This window comes from Ensifer sp. ENS02 (assembly GCF_014851885.1).
Classification (GTDB): Bacteria; Pseudomonadota; Alphaproteobacteria; order Rhizobiales; family Rhizobiaceae; genus Ensifer; species Ensifer adhaerens.
Genome location: NZ_JACVAO010000002.1, coordinates 261,146 through 278,426 on the forward strand (window position 1 = coordinate 261,146; position 17,281 = coordinate 278,426).

General features: G+C 62.8%; 15 protein-coding genes. 6 read left to right on the forward strand and 9 right to left on the reverse strand.

The features are described 5' to 3' along the window. Positions 1-49: 49 nt before the first annotated feature. A complete protein-coding gene (locus IB262_RS05830) occupies positions 50-499 on the reverse strand; it encodes a DNA polymerase III subunit chi (RefSeq protein WP_060580925.1) in 450 nt (149 codons plus the stop codon). Between the two features lie 41 nt (positions 500-540). After that, the gene (locus IB262_RS05835; protein ID WP_192493474.1) at positions 541-2,034 is read right to left on the reverse strand and encodes a leucyl aminopeptidase; all 1,494 of its coding nucleotides are present in this window, start codon (positions 2,032-2,034) and stop codon (positions 541-543) included. A gap of 421 nt (positions 2,035-2,455) precedes the next feature. On the opposite strand from IB262_RS05835, the gene lptF reads away from it, so the two are divergent. The 6 genes from lptF (at position 2,456) to rsmA (ending at position 10,044) form a co-directional block, all read left to right on the forward strand. Next, a complete protein-coding gene (gene lptF / locus IB262_RS05840; protein WP_034803922.1) occupies positions 2,456-3,625 on the forward strand; it encodes an LPS export ABC transporter permease LptF in 1,170 nt (389 codons plus the stop codon). Then, on the forward strand, positions 3,622-4,701 hold the full coding sequence (lptG, locus tag IB262_RS05845) for an LPS export ABC transporter permease LptG (protein ID WP_034803924.1): 1,080 nt from the start codon (positions 3,622-3,624) through the stop codon (positions 4,699-4,701). Before lptF ends, lptG begins: the two co-directional genes overlap by 4 nt. Beyond that, positions 4,701-7,049: an LPS-assembly protein LptD gene (locus IB262_RS05850; RefSeq protein WP_089043932.1), complete on the forward strand. Its 2,349-nt coding sequence runs from the start codon at positions 4,701-4,703 to the stop codon at positions 7,047-7,049. The genes lptG and IB262_RS05850 overlap by 1 nt, the downstream gene beginning before the upstream one ends. A 184-nt stretch (positions 7,050-7,233) precedes the next feature. After that, entirely contained in the window at positions 7,234-8,175 is a 942-nt protein-coding gene (locus tag IB262_RS05855; protein WP_034803927.1) for a peptidylprolyl isomerase, read from the forward strand. 13 nt (positions 8,176-8,188) lie between these two features. Beyond that, positions 8,189-9,217: a 4-hydroxythreonine-4-phosphate dehydrogenase PdxA gene (gene pdxA, locus IB262_RS05860; RefSeq protein ID WP_060522124.1), complete on the forward strand. Its 1,029-nt coding sequence runs from the start codon at positions 8,189-8,191 to the stop codon at positions 9,215-9,217. Next, positions 9,217-10,044: a 16S rRNA (adenine(1518)-N(6)/adenine(1519)-N(6))-dimethyltransferase RsmA gene (rsmA, locus tag IB262_RS05865; RefSeq protein WP_060580929.1), complete on the forward strand. Its 828-nt coding sequence runs from the start codon at positions 9,217-9,219 to the stop codon at positions 10,042-10,044. The genes pdxA and rsmA overlap by 1 nt, the downstream gene beginning before the upstream one ends. Before the next feature lie 82 nt (positions 10,045-10,126). On the opposite strand, the gene gmk is transcribed toward rsmA, so the two are convergent. From gmk to fabD, 7 genes are all read right to left on the reverse strand, one after another. Beyond that, complete coding sequence (gene gmk, locus IB262_RS05870; RefSeq protein WP_034803935.1) at positions 10,127-10,786, reverse strand: guanylate kinase; 660 nt, start codon at positions 10,784-10,786, stop codon at positions 10,127-10,129. 3 nt (positions 10,787-10,789) lie between these two features. After that, positions 10,790-11,677, reverse strand: coding sequence for a YicC/YloC family endoribonuclease (locus IB262_RS05875; protein WP_112975760.1), 888 nt, complete (start codon positions 11,675-11,677; stop codon positions 10,790-10,792). A 133-nt stretch (positions 11,678-11,810) separates the two neighbouring features. After that, positions 11,811-13,010 (reverse strand): endolytic transglycosylase MltG, encoded by a 1,200-nt coding sequence (gene mltG / locus IB262_RS05880; RefSeq protein WP_034803938.1) that lies wholly within the window; start codon positions 13,008-13,010, stop codon positions 11,811-11,813. Positions 13,011-13,473: 463 nt separating this feature from the next. Further along, positions 13,474-14,739: a beta-ketoacyl-ACP synthase II gene (gene fabF / locus IB262_RS05885; RefSeq protein ID WP_034803942.1), complete on the reverse strand. Its 1,266-nt coding sequence runs from the start codon at positions 14,737-14,739 to the stop codon at positions 13,474-13,476. A gap of 221 nt (positions 14,740-14,960) precedes the next feature. After that, a complete protein-coding gene (locus tag IB262_RS05890; RefSeq protein ID WP_003531676.1) occupies positions 14,961-15,197 on the reverse strand; it encodes an acyl carrier protein in 237 nt (78 codons plus the stop codon). Between the two features lie 333 nt (positions 15,198-15,530). Further along, a complete protein-coding gene (gene fabG / locus IB262_RS05895) occupies positions 15,531-16,268 on the reverse strand; it encodes a 3-oxoacyl-[acyl-carrier-protein] reductase (protein ID WP_034803959.1) in 738 nt (245 codons plus the stop codon). Between the two features lie 39 nt (positions 16,269-16,307). Beyond that, entirely contained in the window at positions 16,308-17,252 is a 945-nt protein-coding gene (fabD, locus tag IB262_RS05900) for an ACP S-malonyltransferase (RefSeq protein ID WP_112771242.1), read from the reverse strand. Positions 17,253-17,281 lie beyond the last annotated feature (29 nt).

The following is a 17,281-nucleotide window of genomic DNA, read 5'->3' on the forward strand; positions in this document are numbered from 1 at the left end:
AAAGCCCGCGGTCTCGTCCGCGGGCTTTTTTGTCGTAACGCTTGTAAACTCAGGCCTTCTTTTCCCAGCGACCATCGCGGTTCTGCTGCCAGTAGGTCAAGGTGTGGCCCTCGCCCTTCAGCCGCTTCCAATGGCCGCGCGCGCCTTCCAGCTGTTCCTGGTCATAGCCGTCGAACATGAAGACGATGCGCTCATAGGCCGAAACGTCAGGCGGGCTCGCGCCATCGATGACGAAACGCACCGTCGCCGCATTGGCATTGCCGTCGTCGGCGACGAGCAACACCGGCTGATCCGCCGCAAAGTCCCCGGCGTCAGTGCCATGCGGCAGGAAACTCTCGTCGCGATAGACCCAGAGATGCGTATCGAGCGCATCGCGGCGTTCGGCATCGACCGTCTGTACGACCACGCGCCAGCCGCGCTCGACACTCTTGTCGAGCAGCGGCGGCAGCGCGTCTTCCAGCTTCGATTCCGTCAGGTGGTAGAACAGGATCTCGGTCATGCCGATTGCCTCCCGCCTTTCATCACGTCCGGCATTGCCGATCAGGCCTCGTAGCTCGCCCGCACCAGCTCATCAAGCAGCCGCACGCCGAAGCCCGAACCCCAGGACTGGTTGACCTCGTCGGTCGGCGCGCCCATCGCGGTGCCAGCGATGTCGAGATGCGCCCAGGGGGTATCCTTTACGAAGCGCTTGAGGAACTGCGCCGCGGTAACCGCGCCACCGTGGCGGCCGCCGGTGTTCTTCATGTCGGCGAACTTGCTGTCGATCATCTTGTCGTATTCCCGGCCGAGCGGCATGCGCCACAGGGGCTCGTGCGTCGCGATGCCGGCGGCAAGAAGCTGCCCCGCCAGACGGTCGTCGTTGGAGAACAGGCCGGCATGATGCGTTGCAAGTGCAACCATGATCGCGCCGGTCAGGGTCGCGAGATCGATGATCGCCTGCGGCTTGAAGCGATCGTTGCAGTACCAGAGCGCATCACACAGCACGAGACGGCCTTCGGCGTCGGTGTTGATCACCTCGATCGTCTGACCGGACATGGAGGTCACGATATCACCCGGGCGCTGCGCACTGCCGTCGGGCATGTTTTCCACAAGGCCGATGATGCCGATGGCGTTGACCTTGGCTTCGCGGGCGGCGAGCACGTGCATGAGGCCGGTGACGGCGGCCGCACCACCCATGTCGCCCTTCATTTCCTCCATGCCGGCAGCCGGCTTGATCGAGATGCCGCCGCTGTCGAAGACGACGCCCTTGCCGACGAAGGCAAGCGGACGGTCCTTGGACTTGCCGCCCTTCCACTGCATGATGACGAGGCGCGGCGGGCGGCTCGACCCTTGCGCGACGCCGAGCAGCGCGCCCATGCCGAGCTTCTTCATTTCCTTTTCGGTGAGGATCTCCACCTCGACGCCGAGCTTTTCCAGCTCCTTCGCCTTGGCGGCAAACTCGACCGGGCCCAGCACGTTGGCCGGTTCGTTCACCAGATCGCGGGCGAGAAACACGCCTTCGGCAACGGCCTGCGCCGCCGTGAACGCCTTTTTCGCCGCGATGACCGTGCCGGTGACGATCGTCACCTTGGTCGGCTTGCCGGATGGCTTCGCGTCGTCGTCGGCCTTCTTGGTCTTGTAGCTGTCGAAGGCGTAGGCATTCATCTCCATGCCGAGTGCGAAGTCCGCTGCCGCCTTTCCGGTCACGTTGGCGTCGGGCGCGTCGACGAAGACCGTCACCTTGTCGACCGAACAAAGCTTCGCAGCGACGGCTCCGCCCGCCTTCAGCCAGTCATGGTCCGTCAGCGCATCCGCGTCTCCAAGACCGAGCACGACGATTCGATCGGCGGGCGAGCCATGCGGCGCGACGATGTCGAGGGAGGAGAACGCCTTGCCGGTAAACTTCTTGATCTTCGCCGCCCTTGCGACGACGTTCTCGGGGTCGGCGACATCGGCGCCGGCAGCCGCCGACGCGCCCGCGCTCTTCAGCAGAACGGCGACGCCACCGCTCGGCTTATGGGACTTGGCAAAGGTGAACTCAAACTTCATCGACATTGAAAACTCCGGGTATTTCCTGTCTGGACGCAACCCTTTGGATCGAATGGATCTTTCCGGGAGATCGAGCGCCAGCCCAAGGGGATCTAGGCCGCACAACGCAACCGGACGACACGGCAAGGCTTATGGCAAGCCGGCCTGTTACCGGGCGGTTACAGTGGCAAATATTCGCATCATTCGCCACCGTCAAAGCTGTTGCCGGCACCCTTCTCGCTTTTCAACCGCTTGGCAAGATGCCCGCAGATGTTTACATGCGGTTAACCGAGGTTCTTCGCCTTAAATTATCCCTGTTGCTGCACAATTCGAGCAGCACGGGTGGCTGGCAAAGAACCGGGCTTCGGTTTACGGACATGGGCGAAATCCGGTTCGATAACCGCCGCCGGAACAGAAACATGAGCAGGATTTTGGACCGGACACGGGCATGAAGCTGATCGAACGCTACATATTCCGGCGTGCCGTGATCATGTTCCTCGCGACGCTCCTGCCGTTGCTTGGCATCACCTGGACGACTCAGGCGCTGACCAACGTCAACCTCGTCACCGACAACGGCCAATCCGTGCTCGCCTTCGCCAAAGTGGCGACCCTCATCCTGCCTTCCGTCATCACGATCATCCTGCCGTTTGCGCTGGTGATCGGCGTCACACAAACGCTGACGACGATGAACACCGATTCGGAGCTGACGGTGCTCAACGCCGCCGGCAGCTCGCGCATGGCGATCATCCGGCCGGTGGTCTACCTGGCATTGGGCCTCAGCGTGCTTTCCTTCGTGGTCGACAATTTCGTCGAGCCCTATTCGCGTATGGCCTTGCGCAAGATGCTGGCAACCGCCAACGCCGATCTGCTGTCGTCCGTCGTGCAGGAGAACACCTTCCGCAAGGTCGCAGACAATCTTTATGTCCAGGTTGGCGCGCGGCGGGGCGGCGGCGTGCTGCAGGGCATCTTCGTCGCCGATTCGCGCAATCCGAGCTTCGAGCTCGTCTACTATGCCCGCGAAGGCGCCATCGACGACAAGAGCTCGGCGCTGGTGATGAAAGACGGGGAAGTGCAGCGCAAGCTCCCCGACGGCAGCGTGTCGATCATCAAGTTCGACTCCTATGCCTTCGATCTCGCCGACATGACCAAGACGACGCGCGAGGCGACCATTCGGGCAAAGGACCGCGACCTTCCCGGCCTGATCAATCCGGACCCGGAAGATCACGTCTACAAGAACAATCCGCTCGCCTTTACCGCCGAGCTCAACCGTCGCTTCACGGAATGGACCTTCCCCCTGCTCTTCGGCCTGATTGCGCTGGTCTTCAGCAGTGACGCACGCTCCCATCGCGAAGCGCGGCTTCATCCGATGGTCAGCGCGCTCGGCACGGCCCTGCTCATCCGCTGGATGACGTTCTATGCCGGCAACAGCGCCGAGGACTCCGTGTGGTTCGTGCCGTTGATGTATGCCGTGCCGCTGATGGCGGGCGCCCTCTGCATTCACCAGCTCGTCAGCAACAGGCGACTGGACATTCCGATGACCGGGCAGGAAAAGCTGCAGGAACTCCTGGTTCGCCTGCGCCTGATGCGGCCTGACGCCGAGAAAGGGCAGCCGTCATGATGGGCACGCTCGGCCGCTACTTCTTCATGCGCTACGTGATCACGACGTTCTGGTTCCTCGTCGGGATCTTCTCGCTGGTCTTCATCATCGACTTCAGCGAGCAGGCAAGCCGGCTGGCGAACCTGCCGCGCTACAGTATCTCCGGCGCCCTGTTGATGACCGCGCTCCGGATCCCGCTGATCCTGCAGCAGACGATACCCTTCGTCGCGCTGTTTTCGGCCATGGCGGCGCTGATTTCGCTCAACCGCCGCTACGAGCTGGTCGTGACCCGCGCAGCCGGCATCTCCGTCTGGCAGTTCCTGCGGCCCTTCATCCTCGGCTCCTTCCTCTTCGGCGTGCTGGCGGTCGTGGCGCTCAACCCGCTTGCTGCCTGGGGAACGAAGCGCGGCGAGGCGCTTTTGGCCGAATGGGGCTCCACGCGGAACGCCGATGCTGGCTCGATCCCGTGGCTGCGGCAGATCTATAACGGCACGGACACGATCATTGGCGCGCGCTCGGTTCAGGACAACGGCACGACGCTTCTCAACGTCACCGTCATCCACTTTGATCCACAGGGCACGATCATTCTGAGACAGGATGCGGCGTCGGCGAAACTCGAAGATGGTTACTGGCTTCTTAACGACGTCACGGAAACGCGCAACGGACAGCTTCCGCAACGTTTGAAAACAGCACAGCTGGCCACCAATCTTAAGCCGGAGTTTGTTCAGGAACGTCTTGCAAAGGCTGATTCCATTCAGTTTTTCGACCTGCCGCGCAAGATCGAAGTGGCCCGCTCCTTCGGTTTTTCGACCAACGGCATGGAAACTCAATTCCACTCAATGTTGTCGTTGCCGCTGCTGCTCGTCGCCATGACGCTGATCGCCGCTTGCGTGTCGCTGAAATTTAGCCGGTTTAACCAATCGCGCTCCGTAATTCTCGGTGGCATCCTTTCAGGCTTCGTGCTTTATGTCGTCACCGTGCTTGTCAAAGCATTCGGGAGCAGCGGCATTGTGCCTCCTTTCGTTGCAGCCTGGTTGCCAGTTGTTGTAGCGATGGCGCTGGGCTCGACGATTCTTTTAAATCAGGAGGATGGCTAGTGGCGGTAGTGAACCGCAAACGTATAAGGCTGATCAACGCTGCCCTGCTTGCAGGCGTGGCGCTGCAGACACTTGCCATGGGAATGAGTGCGCCTGCAATGGCGCAGCAGGCTTCGGACCGCCTCGATTCGTTGCGCCCGAACATGCCGGAAGACGCCAAGCTGCTTCTGTCCGCCAATGAGCTCGTCTACAACAAGGACGCCGAAAAAGTGATCGTGCGCGGCAACGTGCAGATCGATTACGGCGGCTACAAGATGGTGGCCCGTCAGGTCGAGTACGACCAGAAGAATGGCCGCATCTATGCATCCGGGGAAATCCAGTTCATCGAGCCCGGCGGCAATGTCGTCTATGCCGACAAAATGGATGTCACCGACGATTTCGGGGACGGTTTCCTCGAGCAGATGCGCATCGAAACCACCGATCTGACGCGGCTTGCTGCCACGAGCGGCGAGCGCCGGAACGGCGAAGAATTCATCCTGAACGAGGCCGTCTATACGGCTTGCACGCCGTGCTCGACCAAGCCGGACCATCGCTCGCTGTGGCACATCAAGGCGCAGCGCGTCATCCAGAACGGCCGCACGCGGACCATCCGTCTGGAGAACGCCCGCTTTGAGCTGTTCGGCAAGCCGATCGCCTATATTCCGGTCATGGAGCTGCCGGACCATACCGTCAAGCGCAAGAGCGGTTTCCTGTTCCCGACGTTCCGCTCGGCCCAAAAGCTTGGTGTTGGTGTCGGCGTCCCCTACTACTGGGCGATCTCGCCCTATATGGACGCGACGGCCACGCTTACCGGCCTGACACGGCAGGGATTCCTGCTGGAGGGAGAATTCCGCCAACGGTTCCACAACGGCTTCCATACGCTGAACTTCGCCGGCATCAGCCAGCTCGATAAGGGCAAGTTCACGCCCGGCACCGTCGACGCGATGCATACCAATCGCGGCATGATCGCGTCGAAGGCTGAGTTCGAGATCAATCCGCGCTGGACCTTCGGCTGGAACGTACTCGTCCAGTCCGACGCCAACTTCGCCAAGACCTACGAGCTGTCGACGTTCGACGGCACCACCTATACGAACCAGGCCTACCTGACGGGGCTCGGCAAGCGGAACTACTTCGATCTGCGCGCCTTCTACTTCGACATTCAGGACGCCGACGCCAACAGCATCGAGGAAAACCAGCAGCCGGCGGCGCAGGTCCTCGACTATTCCTACAAGGCGCCTGATCCCGTGCTGGGCGGCGAACTTTCCGCGACGTTCAACTTCACGAACGTGAAGCGCAACCGGCTCGACGCGTTTACCCAACCGGGCGTGGTCCGCTTCCGCGGCCTAGAAGGCACCTCGCACCGCCTGACCGGCGAGCTCGAGTGGAAGCGCACCTTCATCGCCCCGGGCGGCCTGGTCCTCACGCCGCTGCTGGCGGCGCGCGGCGATGCCATCGGGCTGAACATGGACAATCCGGGTCCGGCCTATACCGGCGACTTCAACACGAGCGATGCGGCAACGCGGCGCATGTTGACCGCAGGCCTCGAAGCCCGCTACCCGATCCTGTTCGTCGGTGAGGACAGCAGTCACGTCGTCGAGCCGATCGCACAGCTCTACGCGCGCCCGAACGAGCAATATGCCGGCGGCCTGCCGAACGAAGACGCGCAGAGCTTCGTGTTCGACGCAACGAACCTCTTTGACCGTGACAAGTTCTCCGGTTTCGACCGGATCGAGGGCGGCACGCGCGCCAATGTCGGCTTCCGCTACACGGGGACCTTCGACAGCGGCTACGGCCTGCGTGGCATCGTTGGCCAGTCGTTCCATCTGGGTGGCCTGAACTCGTTTGCGACGGACGACCTGGTCAAGGCCGGGGCGAATTCCGGTCTTGAGACCAAGAGCTCTGACTACGTTGCCATGTTCGGCATCGACGCACCGTCCGGTCTGATGGCGAGCGTTTCCGGCCGCCTCGACGAAAAGGACCTGTCGCTGCGCCGTGCCGATACCACCGTCGGCTATCTCGGCACGACCTGGCAGGCCGCGATGACCTATACGCGCATCGAAGCGCAGCCGCTCTACGGATCTCTGTCCAACCAGGACGAAATCCAGACCGCCGCCGCCTACCGGTTCCACGACTATTGGTCGGTGTTCGGCGCGATCACCTATGACATCAACAAGGATGTCATCTCACGCAACGGTTTCGGCATCACCTACGACGATCAGGACACGCTGTTCTCGATCGTCTACAAGCAGGAACGCGATACCGATGCCAATGTCGCAAACGACTGGTCGATCGGCGCGAGAATCAGCTTCCGTACGCTCGGCGACGTGAACGTCGGCGACACCAAGTTCGAAGAGCTCGACTATTATTGATATCGTCAAGCGAGTGGGCGAGCCAAAAGTTCGCCCATTCGTCGATATCGGCACCGTCAAACGGTCTTGTCATCGTTTGGCCGCATGTATTATGCATTCCCTCCGACAAGATAAGGCAACGGCGCAAGGCCGGCAGGCGGACAAAGCCTGTCGACGGTGATAGTCCGGGATATAGGAAAAGAGAATGGGCGGGAAAATGTCGATCTTGAGGACACTGTCGGTACTGGCTTTGGCCGGCACCTTGAGCGTTGCAATATGCTCCGGAGCTCAGGCAGCAGCGAGCACGGTCAAGGTAACGGTCAACAACACGGTGATTACCTCCGGCGACATCGCCAAGCGCGTGGCCTTCCTTCGCCTGCAGCGCCAGAAGGGCGGCAACGACGAAGCCAAGAAGCAACTCGTCGACGAAGTTCTCAAGCGTGCCGAGATCGCACGCATCGGCCAGTCCGTCAGCACGCAGGAAGTCGATGCCGCCTATGCGCGCTTCGCCTCGGGCAACAAGCTTTCGACCGAGCAGCTCGGCAAGATTCTCGATCAGGCCGGCGTCGGCTCCGAACATTTCAAGCAATTCATCGCCGTGCAGATGAGCTGGCCGCGTGCGGTCAACTTCCGTTACGGCAGCTCTAACCGCCTCCAAGGCGCCGACCTCGTCAAGCGCATGATGGAAGGCGGCGGACAGAAGCCGGTGACCACCGAGTATTTCCTGCAGCAGGTGATCTTCGTCATTCCCGAGAAGAAGCGCGGCGCGATCACCGCGAAGCGGCAGGCGGAAGCCAACGCCTCGCGCGCTCAGTTCCCGGGCTGCGAAACCTCGAAGGTGTTTGCCGCCAACTATCGCGACGTGTCGATCCGCAGCCTCGGCCGCATGCTTGCCCAGCAGCTGCCTGACGAATGGAAGCCGCTGATCGAGAAGGCCGGCGAGAACGGCACCACCGGAACCCGCGTGACAGAAAAGGGCGTCGAGTACCTGGCGATCTGCAAGAAGCGTGAGGTGAACGACGACACCGCCGCCGAAATCGTCTTCCGCGCCGAGGATATCGGCAAGAAGAAGGCCGGTGGCGAAGACCCGAACAGCGAGAAGTACCTCGAGGAGCTGCGCAAGAAGGCGCAAATCGTCAACAAGTAATCACGACGGAAACATGCGCGAAACTACCGGCGGGCCCCTCGCCCTGACCATGGGCGACCCGGCCGGTATCGGGCCGGACATCAGCCTCTCGACCTGGCTCGGCCGCCGCGATCATGCGACGGCCCCCTTCCTTTTCATCGGCGATCCCGCAGTCCTTGCCGCACGCGCCTCGATGCTCGGCTACACGGTGTCCATCCGCGAGACGGATTGCGCCGGCGCCCTCTCCCTCTTCGACACGGCGCTGCCGGTCCTGCCGCTTGCCTGCCCTGCCCCGGTCAAGGCCGGCGAGCCCGACACCGTCAATGCCAGCGCCGTGATCGGGGCGATCGACACGGCCGTGCGACTGGTGACCGCCGGACAGGCCTCGGCCGTGGTCACGAACCCGATCGCCAAGGCGGTTCTCTATGACGCCGGCTTCCGCTTCCCGGGCCATACCGAATATCTCGCCGATCTTGCCGAAAAGGCGACGGGACAGCCGGTGCTGCCGGTGATGATGCTGGCCGGACCGAAGCTGCGCGCCGTTCCCGTCACCATCCATATCCCCTTGAAGGACGTGCCGGAGCAACTGACGCCGGACCTCATCTACCGCACCTGCGCGATTACTGCGGCCGACCTTCGCAATCGTTTCGGACTTCGACAGCCACGGCTCGCGATCGCCGGGCTGAACCCGCATGCGGGCGAAAACGGTGCGCTCGGTCTCGAGGACGACGCCGTCATCCGGCCCGTCATCGACAGGCTGCGTGCCGAGGGTATCGATGCGGTCGGCCCGCTGCCGGCAGATACGATGTTCCATGATCGCGCACGCGCCACCTACGACGTGGCCATCTGCATGTATCACGACCAGGCGCTGATCCCGGCCAAGGCGCTCGGCTTCGACGATAGCGTCAACGTCACGCTCGGTCTTCCCTTCATCCGCACGTCGCCCGACCACGGCACGGCCTTCGGCCTTGCCGGCAAGGGCGTCGCCCGCGACGACAGCCTTCGGGCCGCGCTCGACCTTGCCGCATCGCTTGCGGCCAATATGCCAGGAGATACCCGCTGATGGCCGCCCTTGACGGTCTTCCTCCGCTACGCGACGTAATCCAGCGTCACGGCCTCGATGCCAAGAAGGCGCTCGGCCAGAACTTCCTGCTCGATCTCAACCTGACGCAGAAGATCGCGCGGACCGCCGGTTCGCTCGAAGGGGCAACGGTCATCGAGGTCGGCCCCGGACCGGGAGGCCTCACCCGCGCCATCCTCGCGCTCGGTGCCAAGAAGGTCATTGCGATTGAGCGGGACGCGCGCTGCCTGCCGGCACTTGCCGAAATCGGCGCGCATTATCCCGATCGGCTACAGGTCATCGAAGGCGATGCTTTGAAGACGTCGTCCGAGACGCTTGCCGACGATGGGCCGGTCAAGATCATCGCCAACCTGCCCTACAATGTCGGCACTCAGTTGCTCGTTAACTGGCTGCTGCCCGAGCGCTGGCCGCCCTTCTGGCAGTCGCTGACGCTGATGTTCCAGCGCGAAGTGGGCCTGAGGATCGTCGCCGACGCGGATGACGACCACTATGGCCGCCTCGGCGTGCTCTGTGGTTGGCGCACAAAGGCGCGGATGGCATTCGACGTGCCGCCGCAGGCCTTTACGCCACCACCGAAGGTGACGTCGTCCGTGGTCCATCTGGAGCCGGTGGAAAACCCGATCCCCTGCTCGGTCGCGGCGCTCGAGAAAGTGACGCATGCAGCCTTCGGCCAGCGCCGCAAGATGCTGCGGCAGAGCCTGAAGCCACTCGGTGGCGAGGCGCTGCTTGCCAAGGCCGATATCGACCCGCAGCGACGCGCCGAAACACTTTCGGTGGAAGAGTTCTGTCGCCTGGCCAACTGCCTCTGAGCGGGCATATGGATCGCAAGGCGCGCGCTACAAATAGCGTGAATCAAAAATGGCTCCTCACGGAGCCATTTCTTTTGAAGCCTTAGAACGGGTTTTCGGTCAGCAGCCCGTTGACGAAATCGAACAGGCCGGGGCGCCGGTCGCGGCGCAGGCGTTCGGCCTCGACGATCGCACGCACGGACGCAAAGGCGCGGTCGAGGTCGTCGTTGAGCACGATGTAATCATACTCCCGCCAGTGCTCGATCTCGGCGCGCGAGTTGGCAAGGCGCGTGGCGATCACCTCTTCGCTGTCTTCGGCGCGACGATGCAGGCGTGACTGCAGTTCAGCCATTGACGGCGGCAGGATGAAGATCGAGACGACGTCGCCCGCCATCTTCTCCTGGAGCTGCTGCGCGCCCTGCCAGTCGATATCGAACAGCATGTCGCGGCCCGCTGCCATGGCCGCCTCGACCGCATCGCGCGGCGTGCCGTAGAAGTTGCCGTGCACCTCCGCCCATTCGAGCAGCGAGTCGGTGGACCTCAGCGCCTCGAACTCGCGGATCGACTTGAAGTGATAGTGCCGTCCATCGATCTCGCTTGGTCGCCGCTGACGCGTCGTCACGCTGACCGAAATGCTCATCTCCGGATCGGCTTCCAGGAGGTTGCGCGCAATGGTCGACTTGCCTGCGCCCGACGGCGAGGAAATGACGAGCATCAGCCCACGACGGGCGATCTTGATGGGCGAAGGGGTCGCCGGGTTCATACCTTACTCCAGATTCTGGACCTGTTCGCGGAACTGGTCGATGACGACCTTCAGCTCGATGCCGGCGGCAGACACAGCGGCCGCGTTGGACTTGGAACAGATCGTATTCGATTCTCGGTTAAATTCCTGTGCGAGGAAATCGAGCTTGCGCCCGACGGGACCGCCCTTCGACAGAAGCTCCCGGGCGGCAACGATGTGGGAACCAAGCCGGTCGATCTCTTCGCGAAGATCCGCCTTGGTGGCGAGCAAAGCGACTTCGGCATGGAGCCGGTCCCGGTCGAGCGACGAGCCGTTGTCCATCACCAGAGCCACCTGCTGCGCCAGCCGATCGGCAATCGCAGCGGCGCTACGTGACGGGTCGGACTCGACCGTCGCCGTCAGCCGCTCGATCGTCTCGACCTGTCCCAGCAGGATCTGACAGAGTGCCGCGCCCTCGTCTTCTCGCATCGCGCGCAAATCGGCGAGCGCACCCACCAGACCTGCCAGGATACCGGCATCGAGCGCCGCACGCTCTTCTTCGCTTTCTTCCGGCTCGCGGAAGTCGACGATGCCGCGGATCGAGAGAAGCGTGTCGAACCGGAGTGGCGCGGGATCGACGAGATCACCGAGCTGGCCGCGCAGGTTCAGCACCGCCGTCAAGGCTGCCTGGTTGACCACGGCCTCGACGGCCGCCTCGCCGCCGCTGACGGAGAGGCCGATCTGAAGATTGCCGCGGGAAAAATACTCCGCTGCGAGCTTGCGCACCTCGGGCTCGAAGCGCTCGAGCCCCTGCGGCAGGCGCAGCCTGAGGTCCAGGCCCTTGCCGTTGACGGAGCGCAGCTCCCAGGCCCAACGACGGCGGCCGCTGCTGCCTTCTCTCCGGGCAAAGCCGGTCATCGATTGGAGCGGCATCATCACCTCCGTTGCGGTTTCAGCAGAAGCAATAAGGCGACGGCGCGGCATCCCGCAAGGGATATCCGCGCCGTGATTCGTCCGTCCACAATGCAAGCACCGCTGCGCGGCTATGCGCCGCCAGCAGCCGGCGTTATTGCGGCTGCGTGGCTGCCGGCTCGGCGGTGCCCGCGTCAGCCGCAGCCTTCGCCGCTTCTGCCGCCCGCTCTGCCTCGACCTTGCGCCAGCGGCGGACATTGGCATTGTGCTCGTCGAGCGTCTCGGCAAAGACGTGGCCGCCCGTGCCATCGGCAACGAAGTAAAGCTCAGGCGTGCGCGACGGATTGGCGACCGCTTCCAGCGCTGCACGACCAGGATTGGCGATCGGCGTCGGCGGCAGCCCCTTGATGATATAGGTGTTGTAAGGCGTCTGCTTGTCGATGTCCGACTTCAGGATCGGCCGGTCGGCCGGCTTACCGTCACCGCCGAAGATGCCATAGATGATCGTCGGGTCGGATTGCAGCCGCATGCCCTTGTCGAGCCGGTTGATGAAGACGGAGGCGACGCGCGGACGCTCGTCGGCGCGACCGGTTTCCTTCTCCACGATCGAGGCAAGCGTCACGAGCTCCTCAACCGTCGACACCGGCAGGTTGGGATCGCGCTTTTCCCAGATCTGGCCGACCAGCACCTTCTGGGCTGCGGCCATCTGCTGGACGATCTCGCCGCGCTTGGTGCCGCGCGTGAACTTGTAGGTGTCCGGCATCAGCGTGCCTTCCGGCGGCAGCTCCGTCGGCAGGTCGCCGACGAGCACCGGATCGTCGGCCAGCCTGTGGAACATCTGCTTGACGGTCAGGCCTTCCGGCAGGGAGACGGAGTAGAGGATCGACTTGCCCGACTTCAGGAGCTGCATGACCTCCTGCATCGACGAGCCGGCCTTGATCTCATATTCGCCGGCCTTCAGCGTCTCATTGTCGAGGTAGGCTTCGGAAACGAAACGGAAAACGCGCGCATCGGTGATGATGTTGCCGCGCTCGAGCCCGCTGGCGATCTCGCTCATGCCGGCGCCGCCCCGGACGATGAAGTTCTGGTTCGCCTGCAGCGGACCCGGCTTTTCGTACTGGTGCATCGCATAATAGACCGTGCCGGCGGCGGCGAGCGCTGCAAAGACAATGACGGTCATGACGAAGTTCAGGAAGATCACGACCTGGCTGCGGGCCTTGCGCGATCGTTTCGGCGGTTGCGGCACTTTTTCCGGACGCAGCGCCTCGTTTGCCGATTTCGGAATGATCGGTCCGTTGCTCGCGTTTTCACTGCGGCCAAATTGCGCCGCGCCGTTATCGTTTGAGTCGCTCACGATTATCCCGAACCCGAAATTCGCGGCCTCATTCTCTTCCTGCTTCCGGTGCGAATTTCGGACTGGACCGTGGCAGGCATAGGTCAAATTTATAAAACGGTGCCGCCCAGAAGGCCGACGTCCGCAGTTACTCAAAAATCCGCAGTCGGTGCAATCTCACCGAAGAACCACAGAAATGTGTCGAATCACCGTCCGTTCAAGAGAACGCGGCGGACGACCGACACTTTAGTCCGGAACCACGGCCCGCGGCAAAAACCCGGCAAACCGCAATTCCAGGCAATGACTGAAGGGCAATCTGACAGATATGCCTTGCGCGAACATCGCGGTCGGCGAGCGCCGTCTTCCGCGACGACGCCTCCTCCCACCACATGCTTGTAGCGAGCAATACGGCAAAAGCTGGATCATCGCGCCGCCTTTGACGGTCGGCGCGACAATTGGCTCAAGCGACGCTCCGGGCGCGCGATCAGGCGCCGGTGTAGCGGCGCAGGACCAACGAGGCGTTGGTGCCGCCGAAGCCGAAGGAATTCGAGAGCGCCACGTTGATTTCGCGCTTGCGCGCGACATGCGGCACGAGGTCGATCTTCGTCTCGATCGACGGATTGTCGAGGTTCAGCGTCGGCGGCGCAATGTTGTCGCGGATCGCCAGCGCCGAGAAGATCGCTTCCACCGCGCCGGCAGCGCCGAGCAGATGGCCGATGGCCGACTTGGTCGAGGACATCGAGATCTTCGACGCGTGTTCGCCGACCAGGCGCTCGACGGCGCCAAGCTCGATCGTGTCGGCCATGGTGGAGGTGCCGTGGGCGTTGATGTAGTCGATATCGGCAGCCGTCAGGCCGGCTCGCTTCAGCGCCATCTGCATGCAGCGATAGGCACCGTCGCCATCTTCCGACGGAGCGGTGATGTGGAACGCATCGCCCGAAAGGCCGTAGCCGACGACTTCCGCATAGATCTTGGCGCCACGGGCCTTGGCATGCTCGAGCTCTTCGAGGATGACGACGCCGGCGCCCTCGCCCATGACGAAACCGTCACGGTCGATATCGTAGGGGCGCGAGGCTTTCTGCGGATCGTCATTGTGCTGGGTCGATAGCGCCTTGCAGGCGGCAAAGCCGGCGAGCGAGATCCGGCAGATCGGCGATTCCGCACCACCTGCCACCATGACGTCGGCATCGCCGAGCGCGATCAGGCGGCTCGCATCGCCGATCGCATGCGCGCCGGTCGAACAGGCGGTGACGACAGAGTGGTTCGGACCGCGCAGCTTGTGGCGGATCGACACCTGGCCCGAGGCAAGATTGATGAGCCGGCCGGGAATGAAGAACGGTGAGATGCGGCGGGGGCCCTTGTCGCGCAGCGTGTAGCCGCCTTCGACGATGCCTTCGAGACCGCCGATGCCCGAACCGATCAGCACGCCGGTCGCGATCTGGTCTTCATCGTTCTCCGGCTTCCAGCCGGCATCGGCCAGCGCCATGTCGGCCGCAGCCATCGCGTAGACGATGAACGGATCGACCTTGCGCTGCTCCTTCGGCTCCATCCAGTCGTCGGCATTGAAGGTAGCATCGGTGCCGTCGCCGAAGGGAATGCGGCAGGCAATCTTGGCAGGAAGGTCCTCGACCTCGAATTCGGTGACCTTGCGCGCGGCATTGTGCCCGGCAAGCAGGCGCGCCCACGTCGCCTCAGTTCCGCAACCCAAGGGAGATACCATGCCGGTACCGGTGATAACGACACGTCTCATAGTCCGCGACCCACCCTGACTTTTCCATTTCAGAGCCGGATCGGACCACGTGTAACGAACCCGATCCGGGCATCCATTTTAAGGTTCTTATTCACGATCAGAGGGATATGCTGGAAACGCTTGCTGATCGAAATCCCCGCTCAGCGCGGGATAGCCCACTTCCCTGGGCTGAAACGGGCCGCTTTAGGCGGCCCGTCCACGGCCGAAGCCGCTTTAAGGTATTAGGCCTGAGCCTTTTCGATGAACTTGACGGCGTCGCCGACAGTCAGGATCGAGTCAGCAGCGTCGTCCGGGATTTCAACGCCGAATTCTTCTTCGAAAGCCATGACCAGTTCGACGGTGTCGAGCGAGTCCGCGCCGAGGTCGTCGATGAAGCTTGCGCCTTCGCTGACCTTTTCGGCGTCGACGCCAAGATGATCAATAACAATTTTCTTTACGCGTTCTGCGATATCGCTCATGTCGGAGTTCCTCGACCTTCGTTTCTGTAGGCGCCTATTCCGGCACCGGTACTCTTCTGTAAGCCTGATAGACCAAGACGGCCCACCCGGCAATCCATCCAACCGGAACTGCGGCAAACCCAAGGCAGCCAAGGCTGCCGGGCACCTGGCGGGACCGGTCGACTGCTAACAGTCATGGCCCGATTAACACGGTTTAACGCTGTCGCAAAGTCCGAAAATGCCTGTCATTCGCTTGCTCAACATTGAATTTCAGGCATTTGGCAGGCGGCGTCCCGGGACGTTGAAGATCGCCCACCGCACAATCTCGGCGGGCGGCCCATCCCGGAAACCGGATCAGATCATGGCCATGCCGCCATTGACGTGAATCGTCTGGCCGGTGACGTAGCCCGCTTCGTTGGAAGCGAGGTAAACGACCGCCGAAGCGATTTCAGCGCCGGTGCCCATCCGCTTCATCGGGATCGCGCCCATGATCGCGTCCTTCTGCTTGTCGTTGAGCTTGCCGGTCATCGCGCTTTCGATGAAGCCCGGAGCCACGCAGTTGACCGTGACGTTGCGCGTCGCGATTTCCTGGGCCAGCGACTTGGAGAAGCCGATCATGCCGGCCTTGGAGGCGCAATAGTTCGCCTGGCCGGGGTTGCCGGTGACGCCGACGATGGAGGTGATGTTGACGATGCGGCCGAAACGGCGACGCATCATCGGATGGGTGAGTTCACGCGTCAGGCGGAACACGGCCGTCAGGTTCACTTCGAGAACGGCATCCCAGTCCTCGTCGCTCATGCGCACGAAGAGACCGTCCTTGGTGATGCCGGCATTGTTGACGAGGATGTCGACGCCGCCAAGCTCGGCTTCGGCCTTCTCGCCGAGCGCCTTGACTTCGGCGCGGTCGGAAAGGTTTGCCGGGAAGAGCTGCACGCGATCGCCAAGTTCGTTGGCAAGCGCTTCCAGCTTTTCGACGCGGGTGCCGTGCAGACCGACGGTCGCGCCCTGGGCGTGCAGCATGCGGGCGATTTCTTCGCCGATACCACCGGATGCACCGGTAACGAGAGCCTTGCGGCCGGAAAGATCAAACATCTCTTTGATTCCTTATAACTGGAGCGCCTAGGCGTTCGCTCAGGCGAGCAAGGCGGCGAGTGCTGCGTCGATATCGGCGGGCGTATTGGCGGCGATACCGTTGACGGTCTTGTCGATGCGGCGGGCAAGCCCGGTCAGGACCTTGCCGGAGCCGAGTTCATAAAGCGTCGTGACATTGTTGGCGGCAAACCATTCGACCGTCTCGCGCCAGCGGACCTGGCCGGTGACCTGCTCGACCAGCAGCCGGGCGATCTCGTCGGAATCGCTGACCGGGGCGGCGAGCACGTTGGCGATGACAGGCACCACCGGATTACGCTTCTCGACCTTGGCCAGCGCCTCGCGCATCGCGTCGGCAGCCGGCGCCATCAGCGCGGAATGGAAGGGGGCAGAGACCGGCAGCATCAGAGCGCGCTTGGCGCCTTTTTCGGAAGCGAGTGCTGCGGCCTTCTCGACGGCAGCCTTCTCGCCGGAGATCACCAGCTGGCCGCCACCATTGTCGTTGGCGATCTGGCAGGAACCGAGCGCGGAGGCTTCGCGGCAGACGGCTTCGACATCCGCATGTTCAAGGCCGATGATCGCCGCCATTGCGCCCTTGCCGACGGGAACCGCCGCCTGCATGGCGTTGCCGCGGATGCGCAGGAGACGCGCCGTGTCGGCAATGGAGAAGGTACCGGCGGCACAGAGCGCCGAGTATTCGCCGAGCGAATGGCCGGCGACGAAGGAAACCTTGGACTTTAGGTCGAGGCCCTTGGCTTCGAGCACGCGAATGACGGCCATCGATACGGCCATCAGCGCCGGCTGGGCGTTCGCCGTCAGCGTCAGCGTTTCCTCGGGGCCGTTCCACATGATCTCGGACAGCTTCTGGCCGAGTGCTTCATCGACTTCGGCAAAGACGGCTGCCGCTTCCGGAAAAGCGTCGGCCAGATCCTTGCCCATGCCGACAGCCTGGCTGCCCTGGCCTGGAAACGTGAATGCAATGCTCATGGGATCGTCCCTTCCCTAGATCACTAGGA

Excerpts from the sequence above, each read along its gene's own strand:
- IB262_RS05830 (WP_060580925.1), bottom strand. The coding sequence starts at position 499 with ATGACCGAGATCCTGTTCTACCACCTGACGGAATCGAAGCTGGAAGAC.
- IB262_RS05835 (WP_192493474.1), bottom strand. The coding sequence starts at position 2,034 with ATGTCGATGAAGTTTGAGTTCACCTTTGCCAAGTCCCATAAGCCGAGC.
- lptF (WP_034803922.1), top strand. The coding sequence starts at position 2,456 with ATGAAGCTGATCGAACGCTACATATTCCGGCGTGCCGTGATCATGTTC.
- lptG (WP_034803924.1), top strand. The coding sequence starts at position 3,622 with ATGATGGGCACGCTCGGCCGCTACTTCTTCATGCGCTACGTGATCACG.
- IB262_RS05855 (WP_034803927.1), top strand. The coding sequence starts at position 7,234 with ATGGGCGGGAAAATGTCGATCTTGAGGACACTGTCGGTACTGGCTTTG.
- pdxA (WP_060522124.1), top strand. The coding sequence starts at position 8,189 with ATGCGCGAAACTACCGGCGGGCCCCTCGCCCTGACCATGGGCGACCCG.
- rsmA (WP_060580929.1), top strand. The coding sequence starts at position 9,217 with ATGGCCGCCCTTGACGGTCTTCCTCCGCTACGCGACGTAATCCAGCGT.
- gmk (WP_034803935.1), bottom strand. The coding sequence starts at position 10,786 with ATGAACCCGGCGACCCCTTCGCCCATCAAGATCGCCCGTCGTGGGCTG.
- IB262_RS05875 (WP_112975760.1), bottom strand. The coding sequence starts at position 11,677 with ATGCCGCTCCAATCGATGACCGGCTTTGCCCGGAGAGAAGGCAGCAGC.
- fabF (WP_034803942.1), bottom strand. The coding sequence starts at position 14,739 with ATGAGACGTGTCGTTATCACCGGTACCGGCATGGTATCTCCCTTGGGT.
- IB262_RS05890 (WP_003531676.1), bottom strand. The coding sequence starts at position 15,197 with ATGAGCGATATCGCAGAACGCGTAAAGAAAATTGTTATTGATCATCTT.
- fabG (WP_034803959.1), bottom strand. The coding sequence starts at position 16,268 with ATGTTTGATCTTTCCGGCCGCAAGGCTCTCGTTACCGGTGCATCCGGT.
- fabD (WP_112771242.1), bottom strand. The coding sequence starts at position 17,252 with ATGAGCATTGCATTCACGTTTCCAGGCCAGGGCAGCCAGGCTGTCGGC.